General features: G+C 37.6%; 20 protein-coding genes and 2 riboswitches. Of the genes, 18 read left to right on the plus strand and 2 right to left on the minus strand.

Annotated features, from left to right (window positions below; translation table 11 throughout):
- Positions 1-91: 91 nt before the first annotated feature.
- The 4 genes from LS684_RS05340 to LS684_RS05355 all read left to right on the plus strand — a co-directional run bounded on the left by LS684_RS05340 (position 92) and on the right by LS684_RS05355 (position 5,885).
- Positions 92-958 (plus strand): Cof-type HAD-IIB family hydrolase, encoded by an 867-nt coding sequence (locus LS684_RS05340; RefSeq protein ID WP_233810576.1) that lies wholly within the window; start codon positions 92-94, stop codon positions 956-958.
- Positions 959-1,212: 254 nt separating this feature from the next.
- Positions 1,213-2,724, plus strand: a complete 1,512-nt coding sequence (locus tag LS684_RS05345) for a coproporphyrinogen III oxidase (RefSeq protein WP_233810578.1) — start codon at positions 1,213-1,215, stop codon at positions 2,722-2,724.
- A gap of 174 nt (positions 2,725-2,898) precedes the next feature.
- Positions 2,899-4,515, plus strand: coding sequence for a long-chain fatty acid--CoA ligase (locus LS684_RS05350; RefSeq protein WP_233810580.1), 1,617 nt, complete (start codon positions 2,899-2,901; stop codon positions 4,513-4,515).
- Between the two features lie 581 nt (positions 4,516-5,096).
- Positions 5,097-5,885 (plus strand): enoyl-CoA hydratase, encoded by a 789-nt coding sequence (locus tag LS684_RS05355; RefSeq protein WP_233810582.1) that lies wholly within the window; start codon positions 5,097-5,099, stop codon positions 5,883-5,885.
- A gap of 48 nt (positions 5,886-5,933) precedes the next feature.
- Here the strand turns inward: LS684_RS05355 and LS684_RS05360 are convergent, their stop codons facing one another.
- Positions 5,934-6,119, minus strand: a complete 186-nt coding sequence (locus LS684_RS05360; RefSeq protein ID WP_233810584.1) for a YhzD family protein — start codon at positions 6,117-6,119, stop codon at positions 5,934-5,936.
- Between the two features lie 145 nt (positions 6,120-6,264).
- On the opposite strand from LS684_RS05360, the gene LS684_RS05365 reads away from it, so the two are divergent.
- The 13 genes from LS684_RS05365 (at position 6,265) to LS684_RS05425 (ending at position 22,339) form a co-directional block, all read left to right on the plus strand.
- On the plus strand, positions 6,265-7,164 hold the full coding sequence (locus tag LS684_RS05365; RefSeq protein WP_233810585.1) for an ABC transporter ATP-binding protein: 900 nt from the start codon (positions 6,265-6,267) through the stop codon (positions 7,162-7,164).
- Positions 7,157-8,413 carry an ABC transporter permease gene (locus LS684_RS05370; protein ID WP_233810586.1) on the plus strand — a complete coding sequence of 419 codons (1,257 nt, stop codon included), beginning with the start codon at positions 7,157-7,159 and terminating at the stop codon, positions 8,411-8,413. The genes LS684_RS05365 and LS684_RS05370 overlap by 8 nt, the downstream gene beginning before the upstream one ends.
- Positions 8,414-8,466: 53 nt before the next feature.
- Positions 8,467-8,871, plus strand: coding sequence for a VOC family protein (locus LS684_RS05375; protein ID WP_233810587.1), 405 nt, complete (start codon positions 8,467-8,469; stop codon positions 8,869-8,871).
- A gap of 65 nt (positions 8,872-8,936) precedes the next feature.
- Positions 8,937-9,049, plus strand: a riboswitch (TPP riboswitch).
- A gap of 214 nt (positions 9,050-9,263) precedes the next feature.
- Positions 9,264-9,378: riboswitch (TPP riboswitch) on the plus strand.
- Positions 9,379-9,872: 494 nt separating this feature from the next.
- Positions 9,873-11,624, plus strand: coding sequence for a phosphomethylpyrimidine synthase ThiC (thiC, locus tag LS684_RS05380; protein WP_233810588.1), 1,752 nt, complete (start codon positions 9,873-9,875; stop codon positions 11,622-11,624).
- Positions 11,602-11,796: a hypothetical protein gene (locus LS684_RS05385; RefSeq protein ID WP_233810589.1), complete on the plus strand. Its 195-nt coding sequence runs from the start codon at positions 11,602-11,604 to the stop codon at positions 11,794-11,796. The genes thiC and LS684_RS05385 overlap by 23 nt, the downstream gene beginning before the upstream one ends.
- Positions 11,797-11,829: 33 nt before the next feature.
- Positions 11,830-12,141 carry a hypothetical protein gene (locus LS684_RS05390; RefSeq protein WP_233810590.1) on the plus strand — a complete coding sequence of 104 codons (312 nt, stop codon included), beginning with the start codon at positions 11,830-11,832 and terminating at the stop codon, positions 12,139-12,141.
- Between the two features lie 235 nt (positions 12,142-12,376).
- The gene (locus LS684_RS05395) at positions 12,377-14,137 is read left to right on the plus strand and encodes a methyl-accepting chemotaxis protein (protein WP_233810591.1); all 1,761 of its coding nucleotides are present in this window, start codon (positions 12,377-12,379) and stop codon (positions 14,135-14,137) included.
- A gap of 317 nt (positions 14,138-14,454) precedes the next feature.
- On the plus strand, positions 14,455-15,684 hold the full coding sequence (locus LS684_RS05400; protein WP_233810592.1) for a metallophosphoesterase family protein: 1,230 nt from the start codon (positions 14,455-14,457) through the stop codon (positions 15,682-15,684).
- 13 nt (positions 15,685-15,697) lie between these two features.
- The gene (locus LS684_RS05405; RefSeq protein WP_233810593.1) at positions 15,698-18,685 is read left to right on the plus strand and encodes an ATP-binding protein; all 2,988 of its coding nucleotides are present in this window, start codon (positions 15,698-15,700) and stop codon (positions 18,683-18,685) included.
- A 201-nt stretch (positions 18,686-18,886) separates the two neighbouring features.
- Positions 18,887-20,104, plus strand: coding sequence for an MFS transporter (locus tag LS684_RS05410; protein ID WP_233810594.1), 1,218 nt, complete (start codon positions 18,887-18,889; stop codon positions 20,102-20,104).
- Positions 20,105-20,301: 197 nt separating this feature from the next.
- Entirely contained in the window at positions 20,302-21,000 is a 699-nt protein-coding gene (locus LS684_RS05415) for a Type 1 glutamine amidotransferase-like domain-containing protein (RefSeq protein WP_233810595.1), read from the plus strand.
- A 29-nt stretch (positions 21,001-21,029) separates the two neighbouring features.
- Positions 21,030-21,974: a 3'-5' exoribonuclease YhaM gene (gene yhaM / locus LS684_RS05420; protein WP_233810596.1), complete on the plus strand. Its 945-nt coding sequence runs from the start codon at positions 21,030-21,032 to the stop codon at positions 21,972-21,974.
- Positions 21,975-22,159: 185 nt separating this feature from the next.
- Positions 22,160-22,339 (plus strand): sporulation YhaL family protein, encoded by a 180-nt coding sequence (locus LS684_RS05425; protein WP_233810597.1) that lies wholly within the window; start codon positions 22,160-22,162, stop codon positions 22,337-22,339.
- Between the two features lie 195 nt (positions 22,340-22,534).
- Here LS684_RS05425 and LS684_RS05430 read toward each other — a convergent pair whose 3' ends face one another.
- Positions 22,535-23,398, minus strand: a complete 864-nt coding sequence (locus LS684_RS05430; protein WP_233810598.1) for a peptidylprolyl isomerase — start codon at positions 23,396-23,398, stop codon at positions 22,535-22,537.
- A 288-nt stretch (positions 23,399-23,686) separates the two neighbouring features.
- Between LS684_RS05430 and LS684_RS05435 the strand changes: the two genes are divergently transcribed.
- Positions 23,687-23,770, plus strand: a complete 84-nt coding sequence (locus LS684_RS05435; RefSeq protein WP_233811552.1) for a YjcZ family sporulation protein — start codon at positions 23,687-23,689, stop codon at positions 23,768-23,770.
- Positions 23,771-23,888 lie beyond the last annotated feature (118 nt).

A 23,888-nucleotide genomic window follows, 5' to 3' on the forward strand; every position in this document is an offset into this window, starting at 1 on the left:
GAAGATGTCCAATGATTGTTCTAATTGTCCCTTTCATTTCATACAAGTGATATATAGGTGCACACAACGAGAGAATAGGGGGCATTTTGAAATGATCTATCGTTTACTTGCGATAAATATTGATGGAACACTACTTCAATCTAATGGCCGACTTCATAAATCCACTAGAGAAGCAATTGAATATGTACAGCAAAAGGGTATTTATGTCACGCTTATTACATCACGAAGCTTTCCGTCAGCAAAAAAAGTAGCCAAAGCTTTGAAACTGGATTCAAAAATTGTGACGCATAGCGGTGCGTTTGTTGCAAGTGATTCAGATAAGCCAGTACTGGTTAGGCGAATTCAAGAAGAAATTACATTTGAGGTTGTCCGATTGCTAGAGAAGTTTAACTGTCAAATTAGAATTGTAGATGACAAATTTTCCATCGCTAATGTATCTAAACTGACACATAACCTGTTAGCAAAAACCGTTTTTCAATCAGGTGATCCACTTTATTACGCTCAGCAATACGTAGATTCAATTAGTGAGACGTTAATAGACAATCCAGTTTCTCCACCAAAACTTGAAGTGTATTTTAATGATAAAGAAGACCTACACGATGCTAAAAAAGCATTAAGTGGGATGTTTACAGAAGTTCAGCTTCACGATGTAAATAATTATCGAATTGACATCGTACCTCAAGGAGTTTCAAAGCTTAATGGTCTTCTATATTTAGGGGAATTGATGGGAATATCAAGGCAGCAAATGGTGGTTATAGGTGATTCATTTGATGACCAAGAAATGATTGAAGAGGTAGGGCTTGGAGTGGCAATGGGGAATGCTCCAAACCACATCAAGCAAGCGGCAGATTGGGTGACCCGCTCCAATAATCAGCATGGGGTAGCGTATATGGTTAAAGAGCACTTCAGAAAGCAGCAGCCGATTGAGTTTCTACGAAAAATGAATATAATTAAATAAATGAGAGGCGGGTCCAATTGTGACCTGCTTTTTATGTTTAGTGGAATACGTAGTTTTAGAATAAGAGGAAAATTTTTCACTATATTGACCTTGTATAACAGATTCTGTACACTTAAATGAGTTTATTTTATGCTTCTTTCGGTTTATTCTATTGAACTAGAGATAGATGCAAGGACTGTCCATTTATTATTATGCATCTGATACGAAAATCAACACCATGTTTAACAGATTCATATATTAAAAAGGTGATTACTTTGAAAATATTAATTACAGGTATTAAAGATGAGCGAATTCATCGTCCTCTGCGGCTAATTGCTGATTTGTTTTTTGAAGAGGCGAAGGTTCTGTTTGAAGAAAATAATGAGACAACAAGGGTGACAATTGATTTCTCCCTTTCAATTGATGAAGAAATTAAAGTCGAAGCCGCTTTACGAGATGAGAATGGGATCAGTAAGTCTGCGCAATACCAAAAAGCACTTGAAGTTGGGCTTGATGAAAAAGGACAATTTCGACAAGTAAAATACGCTATCTCTCATGCTTATCTTTCGGTCTTGCAAGAATGGACCGGTATGATTCAAAAGTGGGGATTTCTAACAGGTGTTCGTCCAACAAAGCTTCTTCATAAGCTTCTGCAAAGTGGAGTTAAAAAGGAAGATGCCCATGCCCGGTTAAAGGCCGAATATCTAATAACCGATGAGAAAATTGAGTTAATGCAGCAAATTGTGAATCGTCAATTAGCAATTGTACCAGATCTTTATGATTTGAATAAAGAAGTAAGCATTTATATTGGGATTCCATTTTGTCCGACAAAATGTGCATATTGTACATTTCCAGCATATGCGATTAATGGCCGTCAAGGCTCTGTTACATCCTTCTTAGGTGGATTGCATTACGAAATGCGTCAAATTGGAGAATGGTTGAAAAAGAACCATATTAAAATTACAACTGTTTACTACGGTGGCGGAACACCAACTAGTATCACAGCACAAGAAATGGATATGCTTTATGAAGAAATGAATGCTTCCTTTCCTGATGTGGAAAGCATCCGTGAAATTACAGTTGAGGCAGGGCGTCCCGATACGATTACGACCGAAAAATTAGAAATTTTAAATAAATGGAAAATCGATCGAATTAGCATTAACCCTCAATCCTATATTCAAGAAACACTCAAAGCGATTGGCAGACATCATACAGTTGAAGAAACAATTGAAAAATACCACCTTGCTCGCAAGATGGGCATGAATAATATTAACATGGATTTAATTATTGGTTTGCCTGGTGAAGGTGTTAAAGAGTTCACTCACACATTGAATGAATCGGAAAAGCTGATGCCAGAATCATTAACGGTTCATACACTTTCATTCAAAAGAGCTTCTGAAATGACGAAAAATAAAGCCAAATACAAAGTCGCAGATCGTAATGAAATTGAAGAGATGATGAGCCTAGCAGAGAAATGGACGAAGAATCATGGCTACGCTCCCTATTATTTGTATCGTCAAAAGAATATATTAGGTAATTTAGAAAATGTCGGATATTCTCTCCCAAATCAAGAAAGCATCTATAATATTATGATCATGGAAGAACAGCAAACCATTATTGGAATTGGATGTGGAGCTGCTAGTAAATTTATTCATCCACAAACTGGGAAAATTACGCATTTCGCAAACCCTAAAGACCCTAAATCGTATAATGATGGATTTGTGGATTATACAAATAAAAAAATTGATATATTAAATGAACTATTTCATCATCCACAAATGAACTAAAGTAAAAGAGCTCCCATCCACCAGAATGGGAGCTTTATTCATTGGTTAGTTAAATATCTAAAAATTCTGAAATAAATTAAAGGATATTTACAAAAAAAAGAGAATGATTTAGGTATAAGCTCTCATAGAATCTATGAGAGCATTTGAAAGCGTTTACTAAAGGAGGAATGTGAAATGATGATGCAAACACCTTTGACAATGACGCAGATGATTAAAAGAGCAGAAAAGCTATACCCAAAAAAAGGGGTCGTTTCAAGAACGGAAAGTGGAATTCACCGCTTAACCTACAAGGAAATTGGTGAACGAACAAGAAAATTAGCAGATCAATTACAAAAGCTAGGAGTCAAAAGAGGGGATAAAGTAGGTACCCTTGCATGGAATCACCATCGCCATTTAGAGGCGTATTTCGCTATTCCTTGTAGTGGAGCAGTTCTACATACCATCAACTTTCGCCTAGCCCCACAGCATATTACGTACATTATAAACCATGCGGAAGATCAAGTTCTTATTCTTGACTCGGATATCCTCCCTTTAATCGAGAAGATTCAAGGTCATTTGACGACCGTTAAAGCCTTTATCATTATGACGGACAAGGAAGAGCTTCCTGAAACAAGTCTTTCGCCAGTGTACCACTATGAAAAATTTATCTCTGAAGGAAGCGCTGATTACGAGTTTCCTGATGATATCGATGAAAACGCTCCAGCAGGAATGTGTTATACATCTGCCACTACTGGAAATCCAAAGGGAGTTGTCTATTCCCATCGTGGGATTGTATTGCACAGTATGGCACTTGGGATGGTTGACAATGTAGCCATGAGTGAAAAGGATATCGGTATGCCTGTTGTACCAATGTTTCATGTGAATGCATGGGGTGTACCATTTGCGGGAGTATGGTTTGGCACCACACTCGTATTACCAGGTCCATATTTTACCCCAAAGATTCTTGCAGAGCTCATCCAATCGGAACGAGTCACGATGACAGCTGGGGTTCCAACAATCTGGTTAGGCCTGTTAAAGGAATTAGAGGAAAACACATATGATATGAGCAGCTTGAGAATGGTGCTTTGCGGTGGTTCTGCTGCCCCTAAAGGCATGATTAAAGCCTTTGAAGAAAAGCACAACATTCCTTTTGTTCATGCATATGGAATGACAGAAACCAGTCCGCTTGTGGTGGTGTCTAATCTAAAGAGCTATCAGGAGGATCTGTCAGCAGAAGAAAAGCTAGAGGTTAAAGCAAAGCAAGGAACGCTTGCTGCAGGTCTTGAAATGAAAGTTATCGGTAAAGATGGGGAAGTCAAGTGGGACGGAAAGGAAATGGGAGAACTCTTAATTAGAGGTCCATGGATTGCCTCTGAATACTATCAAGATGAAAGAACGTCAGATGCTTTCCGTGATGGCTGGTTATACACAGGAGATGTTGTAACGGTTGATGAAGAAGGCTTTATGAAAGTAGTTGACCGTATTAAGGATTTAATAAAAAGCGGCGGTGAATGGATTTCATCCGTTGATCTAGAAAATGCTTTAATGGCCCACGAGGGAATATTTGAAGCAGCGGTTGTTGCCATTCCACATGAACAATGGCAGGAACGTCCTGTAGCCTGCGTCGTGTTAAAAGATGATTACAAAGGGAAAGTAAGTAAAGAGGATATTTATGAATTTTTAAAGCCACAGTTTGCTAAATGGTGGCTACCTGATGAAGTGCTTTTTATGGAGGAAATTCCCAAAACGTCTGTTGGAAAATTCTTGAAGATGGCACTTCGTGATCAAGTCAGCCAAATGCAAAAAAGTTAACAAGGGCTTGAGGCTGAAACAAAAGTATGTCAGTCAATGACAAACCCGAACTATTAGGTGATCTTTTTAATGAATCACTCGCCTGATAGCTCGGGTGTTTATTTGTTAACTGTTTATACTATTTTTTAATAAGTGTGGAATTGAGCGGAAGACCTTCGATTTGAAGGAAGATGAAGAAACGATGAGATATTGATGGCGTCACTCAGAGTAGGCACAGCTTCCCCTACGGAAAGCGAGCGTTTGCAGCGTAATGGAACGAACTTGTTTCTCTAGCAATGATTCGTTTCTCTTATTGGATGGTATCAATAGTTATGTCCCAATCTCTTATTTCCGCAAGATAATCATTATATTACGTAAATTTGAAAAATTTAGAAAAAACCTTTCATATGTTTAATTTGTTTTTTATAATAATAGTAAATGGCTGTATTCTAAAATATTTTCGCTTTTACACATCTGTCTCCCTATTTATTCAAGGCAAGCAGGTGTCAAAAGCGTGGTGAGAACTTGAAACATAAGTAACTTAGAAACAGGCAATATTGACAAAACAGCTATTTAAATGAACCGAGTAGGGGGTCTCTATTTTGACGACAGAGTATGCAACAAATACAGTTAATGTAAAGATTGACGGTCGTGTGGCTACAGTAGAAATGAATCGCCCAGAATCATTAAATTCACTCAATTACGAAATGTTAAAAGGGCTTGTCGGAAATTTAAAGGAATTAAGTTTGTCAGATGAAATTGATATCATCGTTCTAAGAGGTAATGGTCGTGCGTTTTCATCTGGTGGTGACATTAAAACAATGCTGGCAAGCAGTAATGAAAATGACTTTTTCACGGTCATGGATTGCATTAATGAGCTCGTTGTTACTTTGTATAGCATCCCAAAATTAACAATTAGTGCAATTACTGGTCCAGCAGCTGGGTTAGGTTTAAGTCTTGCACTAGCAACCGACTATATACTAGCTGAAGAAAATAGTAAAATTGCTATGAACTTTATCGGAATTGCTCTTATTCCAGATGGTGGTGCGCACTTCTTTTTAGAACGTCGCTTAGGAGAGGATAAGGCTAAGCATTTAATTTGGGAAGGGAAGCAATTGCAAGCAGAAGCAGCTTTGAAAATAGGGCTTGTTCATGAGGTTGCGGAAAACCTCGATGATGCTTTAAATGCCAAACTACAAGGTTGGTTAAATCGTCCAGTCCAAGCGATGATTAAGACGAAAAAAATTCTCGCTGAAAAAAATAGACCACATTTATTGAAAATTCTAGAGCTAGAGAAATTTGGCCAACAAAAAATGCGTCAAACCGCTGATCACAGAGAAGGCGTTCAAGCATTTATTGAGAAAAGAAAGCCTAACTATACTGGAAAATAAACAAAAGAAAAGCAAAGAATATTGATTCTTTGCTTTTCTTTTTACCTTTTATATATGAAATAATACTAATGTTCCGCTTGGAGAGGTGCAGCGGTGCGTTTTATCAGAGAGCCCCTTCTCCTCAAGCTTTTGTTCTCCGAGTGTCTTTGCTTGTTCGTCAGATTCTGCTTCAAACGTTTCATCTAGAATTTTTTTACCAGTCGCTTCAAAGGCAGTTAGTTTATAGGCTTTCATTTATTCATTCCCCTTTGTTTTAAAATTCTGATAGTTACTATTATTCTTGCATAATTTCATCTTTTGTGCAAAAGAAAAATTTGCTGTTTTTTGGAACCTTTTTGGAAGAGAAATCGTATAGACTACTAGTAAAGGAGTGATCAATTTGGTTTTAAAACTAGAACATGTGACCAAAAGGTTCGGAAACTTTTCAGCCGTAAATAATCTATCAATATCCATTCCAGAAAAAGAGATGTTTGGATTTTTAGGAGCAAACGGTGCAGGTAAAACTACTACCTTTCGGATGATCCTTGGCCTTCTAGATGCTAGTAGTGGGAGCATCACTTGGGATGGAAAACCGATCAACTACTCAACAAGTAGTATTATCGGTTACTTACCGGAAGAAAGAGGATTATATCCAAAATTGAAGGTTAAAGATCAAATTGTATATTTAGCAAGACTAAGAGGAATGCAAAAAAAGGATGCCCTTAAGGAGCTACAATTCTGGCTTGAGCGCTTTAAGGTACCCGAGTATATGGATAAAAAAGTAGAGGAGCTTTCAAAGGGAAATCAACAAAAAATCCAATTTATTGCAGCTGTTATACATAAACCCAAACTATTAATCTTAGATGAACCATTTAGTGGGTTAGATCCAGTAAATGTGGAGCAGCTTAAGGATGCTGTTTTAGAATTGAAAGAAAGTGGAACAACGATTGTGTTTTCCAGCCACCGTATGGAGCATGTAGAAGAAATGTGCGAGCATCTTTGCATTATGCATAGAGGAACTCCAGTTGTTCATGGGGCTCTTAAAGAGATTAAAAGAGCATTTGGAAAGAAAAACTTAGTCATCCACGCTGACTTTGACTTAAATTATTTAGCGAATGAAATAGGAGTAACGAAAGCTAAGAAAACAACTGAAGGTATTCATCTTCAAATCGAAAGTGAAGAGATAGCCGAAAGAATACTAAAGGAAGTCGTCTCAAAAGGGTTTGTACGAAAATTTGAACTTGAGGAGCCTTCTTTAAATGATATATTTATCGAGAAAGTAGGTGCTTCCTATGAATAATTTTTGGATTATCTTATTCCATACGTATTTTAGTAAACTGAAAACCAAGTCATTTATCATAACAACCATTATTAGCTTAGTCATTATTGTAGGACTTACCAACCTATCAAATATAATTGAATTTTTTGATAACAAAGAAGAACAGCAAGACAAAGTAGCTGTCATCGATGAGTCAGGGAAGTACTATCCAGTCTATAAAGAACAAATAACCGCCATTAATAAAGACCTCCTATTATCGGAGATTGATGGAAGTGAAGAAGATGGCGAAAAAGCTATTAAAGATGGTGAGTACCAGGGCTTATTAGTCCTATCAACTGATGAATCTGGTCTTCCGTCAGCAACCTATAAAGCGATGACAATGGCAGATTCTTCAATTTCAATGGATCTTCAAAATGGGCTACAGCAGCTAAAAACATCTTTAGCCGCTGCTAATTTAAACTTAACAGGAGAACAGTTAAATGAACTCTATGAGCCTGCTTCATTTGAAAAAGTAGCATTAGAGGAAAATGCCAAAACGGAAGAGGAGCTAAACCAAGCGAGAGGTCTTGTATATGTGTTATTGTTTGTCATTTATTTTGCTGTCATCATGTATGCGAACATGATTGCGATGGAAGTGGCGACAGAAAAATCATCTCGTGTAATGGAAATATTGATTTCCAGTGTGTCACCTATTAAACAAATGTTTGCGAAAATTTTAGGAGTGGCACTGTTAAGTTTAACCCAATTAGCAGCCCAGCTTTTAGTAGGTTATTACTTTGTTAAGCGAAATCTTAAGTCAATGGAAGGTGGGTTTTTTGATTTCTTTGGTTTTGGAAATATTCCCGCCTCTACCATAATTTATGCCGTCACTTTCTTTATCTTAGGATATTTTTTGTATGCGACTCTAGCCGCTTTTTTAGGCTCCCTTGTCAGTCGGATTGAGGACGTTCAGCAAATGATTACACCAATGACACTGATGATTGTTGCGGGCTTTATGATTGCTATGTTTGGGTTGAACCAACCAGATACTCCGTTTGTAACAGTAACATCTTATATTCCTTTCTTTACACCGATGCTGATGTTTATGCGTGTAGGAATGCTATCACTTCCTGTATGGGAGCCAATTCTGGGAATCGCCATTTTAATCCTAACCATAGTGCTTCTAGCCATCTTTGGAGCAAGAGTATATAAAGGTGGAGTACTTATGTATGGAAAATCAAATTCATTTAAGGATATAAAGAAAGCATTGCAACTAACGAAAAACAATTAGCGTGTAGAAGAGTGCAAATCATTGGTTTGCACTCTTTTAAGGAGGCGTATAATATGAGTGGAAAATTGGTTCGTGTAGGTACAACCTATTTACCCGTAAACAACGTGCAAAAATCGATCAAATGGTACGTAGACCACTTGGAGGCGAAAGTCAGTTATGCTGACGATCAGAAGGCAATAATTAACTTTGCCAACCAAAGTTTTTTTCTAGTCAAAGCATTGAAAAATCAAAGTGCCAATTTTTTAGATGATAACGGAAACGAGCATTTTTCTTTAACCTTCGAAGTCGACGGAGAAAGGGCGTTGCAAGAGTTTTACGAAGAGTTATGTGAAAAGGGTGTTCAAGTGGGAAGGGTAGAGGACCGTGGGCATCCTGGTAGAAATTTTGTTTTTTATGATATAGATGGGAATTGCTTTGATGTATGGAGCGAGCTAAGCCTATGCTTTAAAAATGAATAAGTGAAAGAAAAAATGGTATTTGCAAATTAAAGACGTTATGGTATATTGAGAAGGAAATTTGAATAATTTGGCACTGGGGGTGCCGGAATGGCCGGCTGAGATTAAGACCCATTATAGTCTTTGACCCTAATTACCTGATCTGGTTCGTACCAGCGTAGGGAAGTGTATGGATAATCACATACATAGTAGATTCCTAGCAACAGTCTGTTTTTTTGCGTATTAAAAGCAATCATTGGTACTTGAATGCACAAAGTACCAAAGACTTGAGCTATCGAATTACCTTTGTTTCAGGCCCCAGTGTACGAATTGCTAGGGGCTTTTTTGTATAGAAGATTCTTTGTTTTTACTTCTAAAATTGCGGCAGCAATCATAACGTATAACAATTGAATAGTTTGATCTACTAGGGGAGTCCTATGAGCAGGGCTGAGAGAAAAGCGCTATAAAGCTAATTGACCCTTTGAACCTGATCTGATTCATATCAGCGTAGGAAAGTAGAACAGTCTTGCTTAACTTGGAGAATACTGTTTTATCTTTTATCGGGTTCATATTGAGCCCGATTTTTTGTTGTGCCTATGATCATGAGAGTAAAAAGAGTCAGAAAACTGGAATTAGCCTCACCAAGCATGGAGAGGAGGGAATTGGACGGAGAGATCTGTGTGTTTGGACAGAAATGGCAAGAAAACGAAAAGCCGAGTCCGAAGAAAGGGTGATTTCGGACAGAAATGACAAGAAAAAGAGAATCCGAGTCCGAAGAAAGGGTGATTTCGGACAGAAATGACAAGAAAAAGAGAATCCGAGTCCGAAGAAAGGGTGATATCGGACAGAAAAGGCAAGAAAACAAGAATCCGAGTCCGAAGAAAGGGTGATTTCGGACAGAAATCGCAAGAAAACGAGAAACCGAGTCCGAGGTAAGGGTGATTTCGGACAGAAAAAGCAAGAAAACAAGAATCCGAGTCCGAAGAAAGCATGAACTCGGACAGAAAATTCAAGGAGGAATTAACATGACTACTAATTTTCAAGGAAGTTATTCATTTCCAAACAGTAAAAAAGTGTATGTGGGGGGATCACGCTCTGATATTCAGGTTCCAATGAGAGAGATTGCTCAAAGTTCAACGGAGGGAGTATTTGGTACAGAAGAAAATGCGCCAATTCGTGTTTATGATACGAGTGGGATTTATACGGATACTACTCAGGTAGTCGATATTCAGAAAGGTCTGCCAAAAATAAGAAGAAATTGGATAATTGAGCGTGGGGATGTGGAGGAATACAAAGGTAGAGATGTAAAGCCGGAGGATAACGGATATAAAAAAATTGAAGACTTAACAAAAGTAGAAGTTTTCCCAAATATTGTTGATCGTCCGCTCAGAGCTAAGGGGAAACAGAATGTAACGCAGATGCATTACGCCAAAAGAGGAATCATCACACCTGAGATGGAGTTCATTGCTATTAGGGAGCAACTTGATGCAGAATTTGTTCGTAAAGAGGTAGCTTCTGGACGTGCCATTATCCCAGCAAACATCAATCATCCGGAATCAGAACCGATGATCATTGGACGAAATTTTCATGTGAAAATAAATGCGAATATTGGGAACTCAGCGGTATCTTCATCTATAGAAGAAGAAGTAGAGAAAATGACGTGGGCGACTCGGTGGGGAGCTGACACGATTATGGATCTTTCAACAGGAAAAAATATACATACAACAAGAGAATGGATAATCCGAAATTCATCTGTCCCAGTTGGAACTGTTCCTATTTATCAGGCACTTGAGAAAGTGAATGGGATTGCAGAAGATCTCACATGGGAAGTGTACAGGGATACATTAATTGAGCAAGCCGAGCAAGGGGTGGATTACTTTACGATCCATGCAGGTGTGTTGCTAAGGTATATCCCAATGACTGCAACTAGAACAACAGGAATTGTTTCGCGTGGGGGCTCTATTTTAGCCCAATGGTGCTTGGCTCATCATCAGGAAAATTTTCTCTACACTCATTTTGAAGAAATCTGTGAGATTCTAAAAGCCTACGATATTGCTGTGTCTTTAGGAGATGGGTTAAGACCAGGCTCAATAGCCGATGCCAATGACAAAGCCCAATTTGCAGAGCTTGAAACGCTAGGCGAACTAACAGCAATTGCATGGAAGCATGATGTGCAAGTTATGATAGAGGGTCCAGGACATGTTCCGATGCACTTAATAAAAGAGAACATGGATAAACAGCTTGAGATTTGTAAAGAGGCACCTTTCTATACACTAGGTCCATTAACAACCGATATAGCTCCAGGATATGATCACATTACATCTGCCATTGGAGCAGCAATGATTGGCTCGTTTGGCACAGCGATGCTTTGTTACGTGACGCCTAAAGAGCATTTAGGATTGCCGAACAAGGAGGATGTTAGAGAAGGTGTTATCGCTTATAAAATTGCAGCACATGCCGCTGACTTAGCAAAAGGCCACCCAGGTGCTCAAGTTCGAGATAATGCCTTATCAAAAGCGCGCTTTGAATTCCGCTGGCACGATCAATTTAATTTATCACTAGACCCTGACCGAGCAAGAGAATACCACGACGAAACACTTCCTGCTGAAGGAGCAAAGACGGCCCATTTTTGTTCAATGTGTGGTCCGAAATTTTGCTCGATGCGAATCTCTCAAGACATTCGTCACATGGCCCAATCAGAGAACGGCTTAATCATAGAAGGAATGAAGGAAAAAGCGAAGGAGTTCGTTGAAAATGGTTCAGCCATCTATAAATAAGGTGAAACAAGTATCCTATTTAAAAGAAGAAATTAATCGATTAAAGAACATAATCGAGCAATTAGAAGAACAAATTTCCCAGATTCAAATACAATGCAAGCATATTTTCTTAGAAGTAGAGGGCTTTCGAAAATGCACCAAATGTCATAAAGTTGAAGTCATCTATTATTGAGGAATAAGCATATACATCTCAAGAGGTGATGACATGCTAAATATGATTGAGGGAGAAGTGCGTTTCCAAGAGGCTTTGGAAAAAGGAAGAACCCTCACGAAGACGTACCGGACATATCCTTATCGAATATTACAAGCGAGTGTAATGTTAAGAGGAATCGATTATGGATTCTCTGATAAAGAAGGAATGTTCTTTCGAACGACAATTCAGACGGATGCCCAGCTAGTTTCACCATATGAAGTTCGAGTCAATGTTACGTATGGCTTTCGTTCAAGAGAGTTTGATAAGCGAACGGATGCAACTATTCAATACACATTACTCTTGCAACAAGTTTATAGCCCATAAGTGATGAAACAAGCATCTTTATTACTGGTTTTAAATTGTCGATAAAGGGATCAAGAGCATATGCTTGGTCCCTTTTGTTTTTTATTAAAGATGGAGAAAAAGTAATTTCATTTTCAATTCCTTTTAATAAATAAGACATATGAACTATTTGTGAATGTTTTAACAAACTTGTTAATCAATTCGATTTTAGGTCGAAAAAAAGGGAGGAATGACTTATTTTGAGGAGGCAACTACAATGACATTAACCAAGCTATCTACGAAATTCTTACTCTTCATTACGGCACTTATGATAATAGCTACAAGTACATTAGGTAGTTTAAGTTATTTGTATGCAAAGAAGGAGCTTGTAGAGAGTGGGAAGCTTGATCTTCAACATATCGTTTCTGCATCCATCTCTACTCTAGAATTGTTGAACGTAGAGGTAGAGAACGGAGCCATTACTTTAGAGGAAGCACAGCAAAAAGCGAGAGAATTATTTTTAGGACCTATTATTACAAAGGATGGATCCAAGGTTTATGATTACAAACAATCGGATTATCTTTATAAAGAAAATGGATATCTAGTAGCATACGATTCTAACTTTACAGCCCAGCTCCATCCAGTTATCCCTATTGGAGAAAATAAAAAGGAGTTAACGAATGAAAGCGGTCGATATATTATACAAGAAGTTGTAGAAATTGCGAAAAAAAGTGCACCAGCTGACCGATTTTATGATTACGGATGGAAAAATCCAGGTGAAACTAAAGAAAGTAACAAAATTATTTATATGTCATATTTTGAACCTTGGGATTGGAATATTGGACTAGGTGCGTACGAAGAAGAATTCTATGAATCCTTAAACCAACTGCAGAAGATGATTGTATTTACTGCACTGATTGTAACATTTTTGGGGTTATCCATATTCTATGTAGGAACAAGAGGTAGGTTTAAGGTATTACAATTAGTAACAAAAGCTTCCGTAGAAATCTCCGAAGGGCTATTAGCTCATAAGAAATTACCAGAATCAAAAGATGAGATTGGACAGCTAGCTGGTGCTTTTAATAAAATGAGCTTTCAATTAAAAGAGATCATTGAAAATATGCAAACAATGAGTGCGAATGTCTCCCAATCAGTGTTAGAGCTTTCAGCACTTTCAGAGGAAACGAGTGCTACAAGCGAGGAAATTGGAAAAGCGATGGGGGAAATTACCAAGGGTTCTGTATCACAAGCATCTGATATTGAGTTAACAAGTCAAAAGGCAGATGATCTCATTCGCGCGATTCAATTAATGAATCTCAGAAATAATGAAATGCTCGAGTTAACGAAGCATTCCACTGAAGCAATTGAATTGGGGAAAAATCAAGTGGTTAAATTACAGAAGTCTAATCAACAATCCATAGATGCAAATGACCAAATTAGCGTAGGAATTACACATTTATATAGCAAAATTCAAGATATCTCGAATATCGTGACCACAATTGATACTATTTCCAAACAAACGAATTTACTGGCGTTAAATGCGAGTATTGAGGCAGCCAGAGCTGGAGAATATGGAAAAGGTTTTTCAGTTGTCGCTGATGAAGTGAGGAAATTAGCAGAAGAAACAAATGAGGCAACAAATGATATTCAAGAAATGATAATCAGTATTGAAAAAGACACAGAAAAAACGGTACTTGCTATGAGTAGTACCGTTGATATCTCGACTCAATTAAACGGAGCTGTTGCTGATACCGAAACTCAATTTAATCACATTTCTCGTTCGATGATACAAATTGTTGACTCAATTACAGTATTAACTGAGGAGATTCAACATGTAACTTCTAATAGTGAAGTAATTTTGCAATCCATTCAAAGCATCTCAGCAGTATCTGAAGAGACGGCTGCATCTTCAGAAGAAGTTCTTGCATCGGTTGATGAGCAAATTCAAGTAATTGGTACAATTGCGTCTTCTGCTGAGGCATTAAATCACCTTAGTGAGAACTTGAAACAAATAAGTGGGCAATTTTCTACTAGATAAACCGATATTCATAAGCTTGGAGTCATCTCTTTTAATGAAACTTCTAAAAGATTTACATTAATTAGCACATTGAAATGGTTAGATTCCTTAATGTGTTTGCAATAGATAAATGAGGCAAGGGATGAAGGAAGTTGATTTCCGCTTCACTAGTAGAAAATACATGAAGCGGATATTGACATACTTATACAATGCATTCAATTAGTCTCCAATCAAATCGCATGCCAAGGCATGCTTTTTTTGTTTCTTCTATCAGAACGTGCATTCGCTTTCTTTAGGTGCTAAAATGGATAAAAAGCGTATGTGAGGAAATAGATTCTATGAAAAAAATAACATTTATTCATGCGGCAGATCTTCATTTAGATAGCCCAATGCTTGGTCTTAAGCAGTTGCCAGAACCGATTATTAATCGAATTCAAGAAAGTACCTTTCTTGCCTTTAGGAAAGTGATCGATGCAGCCGTAAAATATCAGGTGGATTTTGTCATTTTGGCTGGTGATTTATTTGATCAGGCAGACAGAAGTATTCGAGCGCAGGCAAGGTTAAGAAAAGAGCTAGAAAGGTTAAAGGAATGTGCCATTGCCGCTTATATTATTCATGGAAATCATGACCATTTAGAAGGGAACTGGCGACACATTCATTTACCAGAGAATGTGTATATATTTGGTCCTGAAGTAGAAGTAAAAGCCTACACTAAAAAAGGTGTGACCGCCAATCTTTATGGATTTAGCTATGGGCAAAGACATGTTTATGAACGAATGATAGACCAATATGAAAAGAGAGAGGGAGCTGATTTGCATATTGGGATTTTGCATGGACACCACGAAGGAAGTAGTGAACACGGACGATACGCTCCTTTTCAGTTAAAAGATTTGTTAGAAAAAGATTTTGACTATTGGGCACTAGGACATATACATAAACGTGAGTTATTAAATATGTCTCCCCCAATTGTCTATCCTGGCAATATCCAAGGAAGACACAGAAAGGAAACGGGGATGAAGGGCTGTTATTTAGTAGATCTAACTTCTGCTGGTGCAGACTTACACTGGGTCGAGACTTCAGATATAGTTTGGAAAGAGATGTCAATAATTACTGACCATGTTATGGACTTTGATCAGCTATACCAGTTGTGTCTATCACTGATTGAAGAAGAGCGTGCCACAGGACTAGGGAAAATTATCACCCTTACCTTGGAAGAAACAAGGGCGGAAGAATGGCTGGATCAAACAGTAATGGAAGAGCTACTGGAAAGTCTTCAAGAAATGGAGCAAGCTGAAGAATCCTTCGTTTGGATTCGGCAAATCACCTTGAAGAGACCCAAATCATCTTATATGCAACAAATGGATTTAACGGAGCAGGGCGGATTTTTTAACGAATTATTTCAACTCGTAGAAGAAGACCAACAAGCTCTTGTAGAAAAGAGTATAGTAGCTTTGAAACAAAATCCGCTAGGAAGGAGATATATGGATAAGTTAACTGAGGTCGAAGAGGAAGAGCTTCTCCAAGAATCGTTAGAGATGCTCATGCATCAGCTATTAACCAATAAGTGAGGAGGTGAACAGTTTGAGAATACTCGGAATTCATATTTATGGTTATGGAAAGCTTGAAAATTATCGACTAGACAATCTGCAAAATATGGTTGTTCTATATGGTGAGAATGAGGCTGGGAAGTCTACGATTATGTCTTTTATTCATAGTATTCTATTCGGGTTTCCTACAAAGCAGCAAGCAGAATTACGATATGAACCAAAGCTGGGTAGTAAATATGGTGGTCAGCTGATTGTTCAATTCCCCAATATAGGAAAAGTGGTCATTGAACGTGTGAAAGGAAAAGCAGTAGGCGATGTAAGTGTTGTGCTCGAGGATGGGACGAGAGGGACCGAAGAACTTTTGAAAGAGCTTCTAAATGGAATAGACAAAGTCTTGTATCAGTCGATCTTTTCCTTTAATCTTCATGGGCTACAAAATGTCCACCACATGAAGAAGGAGGACTTAGGGAAATATTTATTTTCTACAGGGGCTGTCGGTACAGATCAGCTTTTTATAGTTGAAAATCAATTACAAAAGGAACTTGATACACAATTCAAACCGAATGGAAGAAAGCCATACATAAACCAACAGCTGATAGAACTGAAGAAGCTTCAGGGTGAACTTCTAAAAGCTGAACAACAGAATGATCGATATTGGATATTAATTGAGGAAAAAGAGCGATTAGAATATAAAATAGCCGAGGAACAGAAATATGATAAACAACTCCAAAAAGACATAGATAAACTTCGACAATGGACGCACTTTCTTCCTTATTATGAAGAGAAGCTGGTTTTGGAAGAAGAATTAGCTGGGTATGATCAGATATTTTTCCCATCAGCTGGGCTTGAAAGATTAGATCAGTTGAATGAGCTAAAGAATGCTTGTGAACGGCAGATTCATATTTTGCAGGAGCGTATGAGCAATACACGCGAACAAATTGAGCAAATTCAACTGAATGAGCAGCTTATAGCAAAGGAACTAGATGTAACAACAAGCATTGAAAGCTTACCTGTATATGAGAGATTACGTCAGGAAGAAGGGCACTTAATCATTCAGGTACGTCATCTTACTGAAGAACTTGACGTATTAAAAGAGAAGCTTAACCTTAAAATAGAGGATGATAAAATTTCAAATGTTGATACGAGTGTATTTATGGAGGAGAAAACCGCAAAAGCTCAGGCTCAACAAAATCGGTTAAAGGAAGAGAAGCAAACTTTAGATCGACAGTTTCAAATTGAACAACGTGCATTGACGGCAATAGAAGAGCAGCTGGAAAGCTTGAAAAAATCCATATTAACGGAAACAGAAAGGCAAAAACTTCAGGAAAAAATCACAGGATGGAAGTCATCATATCAGCTTGAAGAGATAGAAAGAAGAATTCTTTTTTTACAAAACTCACAAAAGGTAGAGCTTCAACAGCAGAAGCATTTGAAACAACAGACCTTCATCCAAATGGCTGCACTCTCCCTGTTGTTTAGTTTGTTAATCGGTTGGGGAATTGTGAATAAAGAATGGTTTCTGGTAATCGCAAGTCTTATAGGAAGCGGGTTTATCCTATTTTCAAAATTGAAAAAGCCACTTAACACTAGCATACGTCATTTAGAGAAAGAAATTTCTGAAACGTATGCTAAAAAAGAACAGCTCCTCTCAATGAGCACAGCTAATGGGAGTCATGAGCTATCTGCCTTTGAAGAAATGTATAGCAAGGATCAAATGTTGCGTGAGCAATTATATGTTCTAGAAATGAAGTGGGAGCAGCAAAATACTCAATATGAGAATGTCATTGAAGGGTATGAAAAGTGGGAGAAAGAAGCCATCGAGCATGAAGAGAAAATAATTCAATTGGGCCATCAGCTTTCTATACCGAAGAACATTGCATTAACGAACCTTCATGATGCTTTTCAATTAATTGATAAATATAAAACGGTTCTAAGAACGAAAAAAAATCATGAGGAACGTTTAGAAACGATTCAGACGGAGGCTAGTAAAATTGTAAGCCAGCTTGAAGAACTACAACAAATGTTTATGATAACCATTCCAGTTTCATTGCAGGAAACAGCTTCTCTGTTAAGGAATATGTTAAAAGAAGAATATGAAAAGCGCGTTCAACATAAGGAGCAGGAAACAAAGCTAAAGGAACTGAAGGAAGAATGGAATGAGCTTTATATACAACAAATGCAATTAGAAAAGGAAATAGGCGAGTTATTCAAGTTAGCAAATGTTGAAAATGAAGAGGAGTTTTATGAGCTTGGTCAAAAATCTGAACGGAAAAAGCAGCTTGAAGAGAGATTAATACAGATTCAGAAAAGCTTATATACGAGTCCTTTCGGCGAAAAGGATCACAAGGAGATCCAAAGTAAACCAGATATAGCTGGTACAATCCTTGAGTTAGAAGAACAAATGACAGAAAAAGAGCATACAATCCACACATACCAAGAAAAGTTAGCGAAGATTCAATATGAGATTAATCTACTTGAAGAGGGTGGAACGTATGGCCAATTGCTGCATACGTTCAATCAGAAGAAATTTGAACTAAATGAAGACGTTAAGAAATGGGCTAAATTAGCTATTGCCAAAACATTACTGTCGGAAACCGTTGATCGGTATAAGAAAGAACGCCTTCCCCAAATGCTCAAAAAGGCGGAAGAGTACCTTCAATTTTTAACTGGCGGAAAGTATATTCATATTCATTCTAGTGATGAAGGCAATGGTTTTTTAATTGAACGGAAAGACCACGTGTTTTTCCAAGCAAATGAACTTAGTCAAGCGACTTCAGAACAAGTCTATGTTTCCATAAGGCTTGCACTGGCTACCACTCTATATAAAAGTTATACATTTCCATTTATGATTGATGATAGCTTTGTGAATTTTGATGAGGGACGTACAGAAAAGGTTATGGAGCTATTGAAGGAATTAGCTCCACAGCAAGTATGGTTTTTCACATGTCACCAGCATCTCTTAACGCATTTTTCTAAAGAACAGGTGATATCATTAAGTACCTCTTCTTACACGGTTATGTAATAAAGCCAGTTAGAAGGTGAATAATGTAGGTATCTATAGTAGGATAAGAATGGAAAACATTCAACTTTGGTAATTTGAAAGGGAAGGATGATTTTCTAGGTATGCTGCATCTTGAACCTTTGCTTTCCATCTTTCTGAAGGCTTACAAGTGCTTTCTCTTGCCGAATAGAGGTTAATATTGTATTTGAGAGGAATTTAAATATGGGTGAACAAAAGGATAAACTTCAGGGGAAAAAAGGACCTCTAATTTTATTAAGTTTTAATTTATTTATAATAATGGTTGGAATTGGCTTGGTTATTCCAATATTACCTTTTTATGTAGAGCTTTTTGACGCGAATGCCCAAATTATGGGATTACTTGTCGCTGTATTCTCATTTATGCAGTTTTTGTTTGCGCCAATCTGGGGACGACTGTCGGATAAAATCGGTCGTAAACCCCTCATTACCCTCGGATTAGTAGGTTTTGCGGTCGCTGAGTTTATTTTTGCATTTGCAAATGGACTTTGGATGCTTTTCTTATCAAGAATACTCGCAGGAACATTTGGATCAGCGCTGATGCCAACAGCGATGGCATATGTTTCCGATGTAACTTCCCCAGAAAAACGAGGACAAGGGATGGGGATCCTTGGAGCTTCAATGGGACTCGGAATTGTTGTAGGACCTGGTATAGGTGGATGGCTTGCCGAATTTGATCTAACATACCCGTTTTTATTTGCCGGGGTTGCTGCTACGATTGCTGCAATTGTATCTTTCTTGATTCTACCTGAATCTTACCCAAAAGAAGATAGAGTATCTGGTGATGAGATGGAAGAAACAGTGGGGCAATTTAAGCAAATGAAAATAGCTCTTTCAAGTCCAGTAGGCTTTCTGCTCATATTAGTATTTATCATGAGCTTTGGATTAGCAAACTTTCAAGCAATTTTCGGCTATTATACGATGGAAAGATATTCTTATGATCCAGGTGAGGTAGGCTTAATCATCTTGATTACAGGGATTATCGGAACTATTGTTCAGGGAGGTATAGTAGGGAAGCTCATAGCGAGGTTTGGGGAAGAACGAGTAGTCACAGGTTCTTTGTTATTAAGTGCAGTAGGCTTTGTTATAATGACACTTGCTCCTTCCTTTGTATGGGTATTAATTACGACCTCGATCTTCTTCGTTGGGAATTCCACGTTAAGGCCATCGATTAATTCACTGATTTCTAAGCTTGCTGGGAATCGCCAAGGAATGGTAATGGGGTTGAATAACTCTTTCCTTAGTTTAGGAAATGTAGCAGGGCCTATTTTAGCAGGGACGCTTTTTGAATGGAATATCCATATCCCCTACTTATTTGGGGGGTTCATTATGATTGTTGGATTAATAGCTACAAATGCATGGATCCGAAAAAAGAGAGTTAACCAAGAATTAAGTGAAGGATAAGAGGCTTTTTTGTAGCCTCTTATTTTTGGTCTTGATATGGATATGTAGAACCAAAGATGATTTTTTCTCCTAGACTATCGTTACTAAGAACACTGTAAACATGATCGATCTATGTGAAGATCAAATTTTCTAAATTTATACGTAAGAGGATTTCTGGGCGAATAGATGAATGAAAATAACAAGGAGGAAAGTAGTGAATGAATCAGCATGTATTTCTTTTTGGAGGCGGTCCACCTTTTACAGAAAAGATGGCAAAGAAATATGTTAGTTTACTACCGAAGAAAAATGGTTCTATCGTATTGTTAGTCCTTGAGAGAGAGGGATGGGAGGCTTATATGCCTAAATATACGACGGCGCTTAATAGGCTAGGTGTTAATGAATTTATTTATCTCCCACTCCCATCGACACCTATTGCAAAGGTGATTGAATGTGTACTGAGTAGCTCTGGAATTATCATCGGTGGTGGTGATACTAACAGCTATGCGGACTATATTGTGGACACACCAATATCAACTGCCATTCAAGATCGTGTTTTGAGGGGAGTTCCGTTAGCAGGCTTTTCAGCTGGAGCTTTACTTACACCTGATATTTGTGTCATATCTGGGAAGGATCATAGGTCACAGAAGCTACTACAAAGGAAAGGACTAGGATTACTTCAAGACATGATTTTATCCGTTCATTATTCTGAGTGGGAGGAAAAGGATCATTTATTAGAAACGGCAAGACTATTTTCTTCACGCAAATACTATGGAATTGATGAGCAATCTTGTATTTGGTTGAAAGATAATCAAATTCAAGCGTTTGATGGAAAAGGAATCTATGAATTAATAAATGATGAGGTTGTGCAAGTGTACAAGGGTGTAGAGAACGATTTGCAGTGGAATATGGTATACTAGAACCATAGAGAAAGGAGCGTCGGAAGTCTATGAAAAAAGGAATATTACATTATGAAGTAGGCGAGCAGGTAGAGGTGTATCTACTTATTAAAACGGCTTCGAAAGGAATTGCTAGTAATGGCAAACCGTTTTTGACACTAATCTTTCAAGATCAAAGTGGAGACATTGAAGCTAAGCTTTGGGATGCTTCAGATGAAGATGAGAAAACGTATGCACCTCAAAGTATCGTAAAGATTTTAGGAGATATTCAAAGCTATCGAGGACGAAGCCAATTGCGCATTAGACAAATACGTCCGGCGTCTCCAATGGACCCTGTCCAGCTATCAGATTTTCTAGAAACAGCTCCTATAGAAAAGGAAGAAATGTCTAGTAAAATAACACAATATATATTTGAAATGAAAAACCCAAATATCCAGCGAATTACAAGACATCTTTTGAAGAAGCATCAGCAGGAATTCATAGAGTATCCAGCAGCAACAAAAAATCACCACGAATTTGTTTCTGGGTTAGCGTATCATGTAGTGTCTATGCTTGATTTAGCCAAGGGGATATCTAGTTTATATCCAAGCCTCGATAAAGATTTATTGTATGCAGGTGTGATCCTACATGACTTAGGTAAAGTCATTGAGCTATCAGGCCCAATTTCTACGACTTATACAGTTGAAGGCAATTTACTAGGCCATATCTCGATTATGGTCAATGAAATCGGCCAAGCAGCTGATGAGCTAGGGATTTCTGGAGAAGAGGTATTAATCCTTCAACATCTCGTTTTAAGCCATCATGGGAAAGCGGAATGGGGAAGTCCAAAGCCACCACTAATTAAGGAAGCAGAAATCCTTCACTATATTGATAACATTGATGCGAAAATGAATATGCTAGACCGAGCATTGGAACGCGTCAAGCCAGGAGAATTCTCGGAGCGAATCTTTGCATTGGACAATCGCTCTTTCTATAAGCCGACATTCCATAAATAATAGCATCCTAGAGCCCTACTTCTTTGAAGTGGGCTTTTGTTCTGTTTAAGGCAAAGAAAACTCATATGGAACGCAATTAGACTAGACATCATATAAGTAGAGAACAACTAGCATATTTTCATTCCCTTTGCATAGATTTTAGTAAAGAGAGTGTGAATTCTAGTAGTGAAAAAGGAGATGTAGATATGATTCCAATTTGGGTATACTTTGTTGTTGCAGGTATCATTTTTAGTGCGTTAATGACTATCAAGTCCGCTAAAGAGGATCGAGATATTGAAATGGAAAGCATAGAAAGAGAAGGGGATATCTATATGAAACGGCTTGAAAAAGAAAAGGAAGAAAGACAAAGGTCATTCGGAGCATAAGTAATAGAGCAACAAATATAGTCAACAGAGCTGATAATAATCTTTTTATATTTTGCCAGTATAATTGCCAAAAGAAAAACAGATGCCCTACTTAAAAGTGTACCTTTTGTAAAGGACATTTTAACAATTGGGCATCTGTTTTTTTAAAAGCTTATAAGTGTTTGCATCAGTGCTAAACCAAGTGCTTGTACTTACTTATTCAGCTTCTTTTTGTTCTAGGATTCCTTTTAAGTCTTTATCTTTAATATCTACTTTAGCATCCTTTAGCTCACGATCCATTGCAGCTTGAATCTTTTCGCCATCAAGTTTTGCTGTTTTTACTTTGTATTCAATTTCTTCTTTCATTTCATCGAAAGATTTCTTTTCTTTCTTTTCAGTTGTTTGAATGATGTGATAACCATGTTCAGATTTCACAGGGTCACTGATTCCGTTTACTTCAAGAGCATATGCTGCTTCTTCAAATTCAGGAACCATTTGACCCGCACCGAACCAGCCTAGGTCCCCACCATTTGCCGCAGAGCCTGGATCTTGAGAGAATTCCTTCGCTAGATCTTCGAATTTGTCGCCCTTATCAAGCTTAGCTTTAATTTCCTTTGCAGTTTCTTCATCTTCCACTAAGATATGTCTAGCTTTAATTTGTGGTTTGAAGTTATCATAGTATTCTTTAAGTTCATCTTCAGTTGCTTCAATATCCTTGATGGCAGCTTTTTCTTGAAGAAGACCTGTTTTAAATGTTTCTCTTAAGTCATCTTCACTTGCATAACCATACTGAGCTAGAGCCATTTCAAAGTTAGCTCCTAGCTGTTGTTTTAATTCATCAATTTTAGCATCTAATTCTTCATCTGTTACTTCGTATTTTTCAGAGAGAACTTTTTCATATACTAGCTCTTGAAGTGCTTGTTCTCCGTACTTTTCCTTCATAGCTTCATAAAGCTCGTCCTTTGTAATATTCCCAGCTTTTGTTTCTACAATTACATCAGAACTTGAGGCGTTATTACAAGCGCTTAACCCAATAACTCCTGCAGCAAGAGTTAAGGACAATAACCATTTTTTCTTCATGCTGAACATCTCCTAAAAAGTTAATTTCGACTTTGAATTGAATTCACAAATATTACTATATCACAAAGTGCATATAGAGGAAAAACAATATCCTATATATTTTTTCGTTCGCTGTAAAATATATTCCAATTTTTTGTGTAGAGGGTGACTTAAATACAAACGATTTTGATTTAATGATTGACTGGAAACAATAGCCTATCCTTGGATTCTTCGATGAAAATTAGGGAATTAGCCCATCCCATTTTAAGGACACTTACATATGATGTATCGAGAGAGAAAAAAGGAGGGATCAAGATGGGTTACCACAATGGCTTTGCGTTAATCGTTGTATTATTCATTCTATTGATTATTGTTGGTGCAGCATACTGCTAATGAAAATGATATAGATTTTTTAAAAAATAGCATGAAGAAATAAACATGGTTTACCTACTATTTAATTACTTATCTAGACATGTGTATAGATTAAGTGCCCAGCGCATAGAAAACTTTA

The sequence above is a fragment of the Cytobacillus spongiae genome (assembly GCF_021390075.1).

What these genes read in the sequence shown, in the direction of transcription:
- LS684_RS05430 (WP_233810598.1), bottom strand. Translation starts at nt 23,398, where the DNA reads ATGAAGAAAAAATGGTTATTGTCCTTAACTCTTGCTGCAGGAGTTATT.
- thiC (WP_233810588.1), top strand. Translation starts at nt 9,873, where the DNA reads ATGACTACTAATTTTCAAGGAAGTTATTCATTTCCAAACAGTAAAAAA.
- LS684_RS05370 (WP_233810586.1), top strand. Translation starts at nt 7,157, where the DNA reads ATGAATAATTTTTGGATTATCTTATTCCATACGTATTTTAGTAAACTG.
- LS684_RS05415 (WP_233810595.1), top strand. Translation starts at nt 20,302, where the DNA reads ATGAATCAGCATGTATTTCTTTTTGGAGGCGGTCCACCTTTTACAGAA.
- LS684_RS05385 (WP_233810589.1), top strand. Translation starts at nt 11,602, where the DNA reads ATGGTTCAGCCATCTATAAATAAGGTGAAACAAGTATCCTATTTAAAA.
- LS684_RS05360 (WP_233810584.1), bottom strand. Translation starts at nt 6,119, where the DNA reads ATGAAAGCCTATAAACTAACTGCCTTTGAAGCGACTGGTAAAAAAATT.
- LS684_RS05400 (WP_233810592.1), top strand. Translation starts at nt 14,455, where the DNA reads ATGAAAAAAATAACATTTATTCATGCGGCAGATCTTCATTTAGATAGC.
- LS684_RS05340 (WP_233810576.1), top strand. Translation starts at nt 92, where the DNA reads ATGATCTATCGTTTACTTGCGATAAATATTGATGGAACACTACTTCAA.
- LS684_RS05390 (WP_233810590.1), top strand. Translation starts at nt 11,830, where the DNA reads ATGCTAAATATGATTGAGGGAGAAGTGCGTTTCCAAGAGGCTTTGGAA.
- yhaM (WP_233810596.1), top strand. Translation starts at nt 21,030, where the DNA reads ATGAAAAAAGGAATATTACATTATGAAGTAGGCGAGCAGGTAGAGGTG.
- LS684_RS05395 (WP_233810591.1), top strand. Translation starts at nt 12,377, where the DNA reads ATGACATTAACCAAGCTATCTACGAAATTCTTACTCTTCATTACGGCA.
- LS684_RS05350 (WP_233810580.1), top strand. Translation starts at nt 2,899, where the DNA reads ATGATGATGCAAACACCTTTGACAATGACGCAGATGATTAAAAGAGCA.
- LS684_RS05375 (WP_233810587.1), top strand. Translation starts at nt 8,467, where the DNA reads ATGAGTGGAAAATTGGTTCGTGTAGGTACAACCTATTTACCCGTAAAC.
- LS684_RS05425 (WP_233810597.1), top strand. Translation starts at nt 22,160, where the DNA reads ATGATTCCAATTTGGGTATACTTTGTTGTTGCAGGTATCATTTTTAGT.
- LS684_RS05410 (WP_233810594.1), top strand. Translation starts at nt 18,887, where the DNA reads ATGGGTGAACAAAAGGATAAACTTCAGGGGAAAAAAGGACCTCTAATT.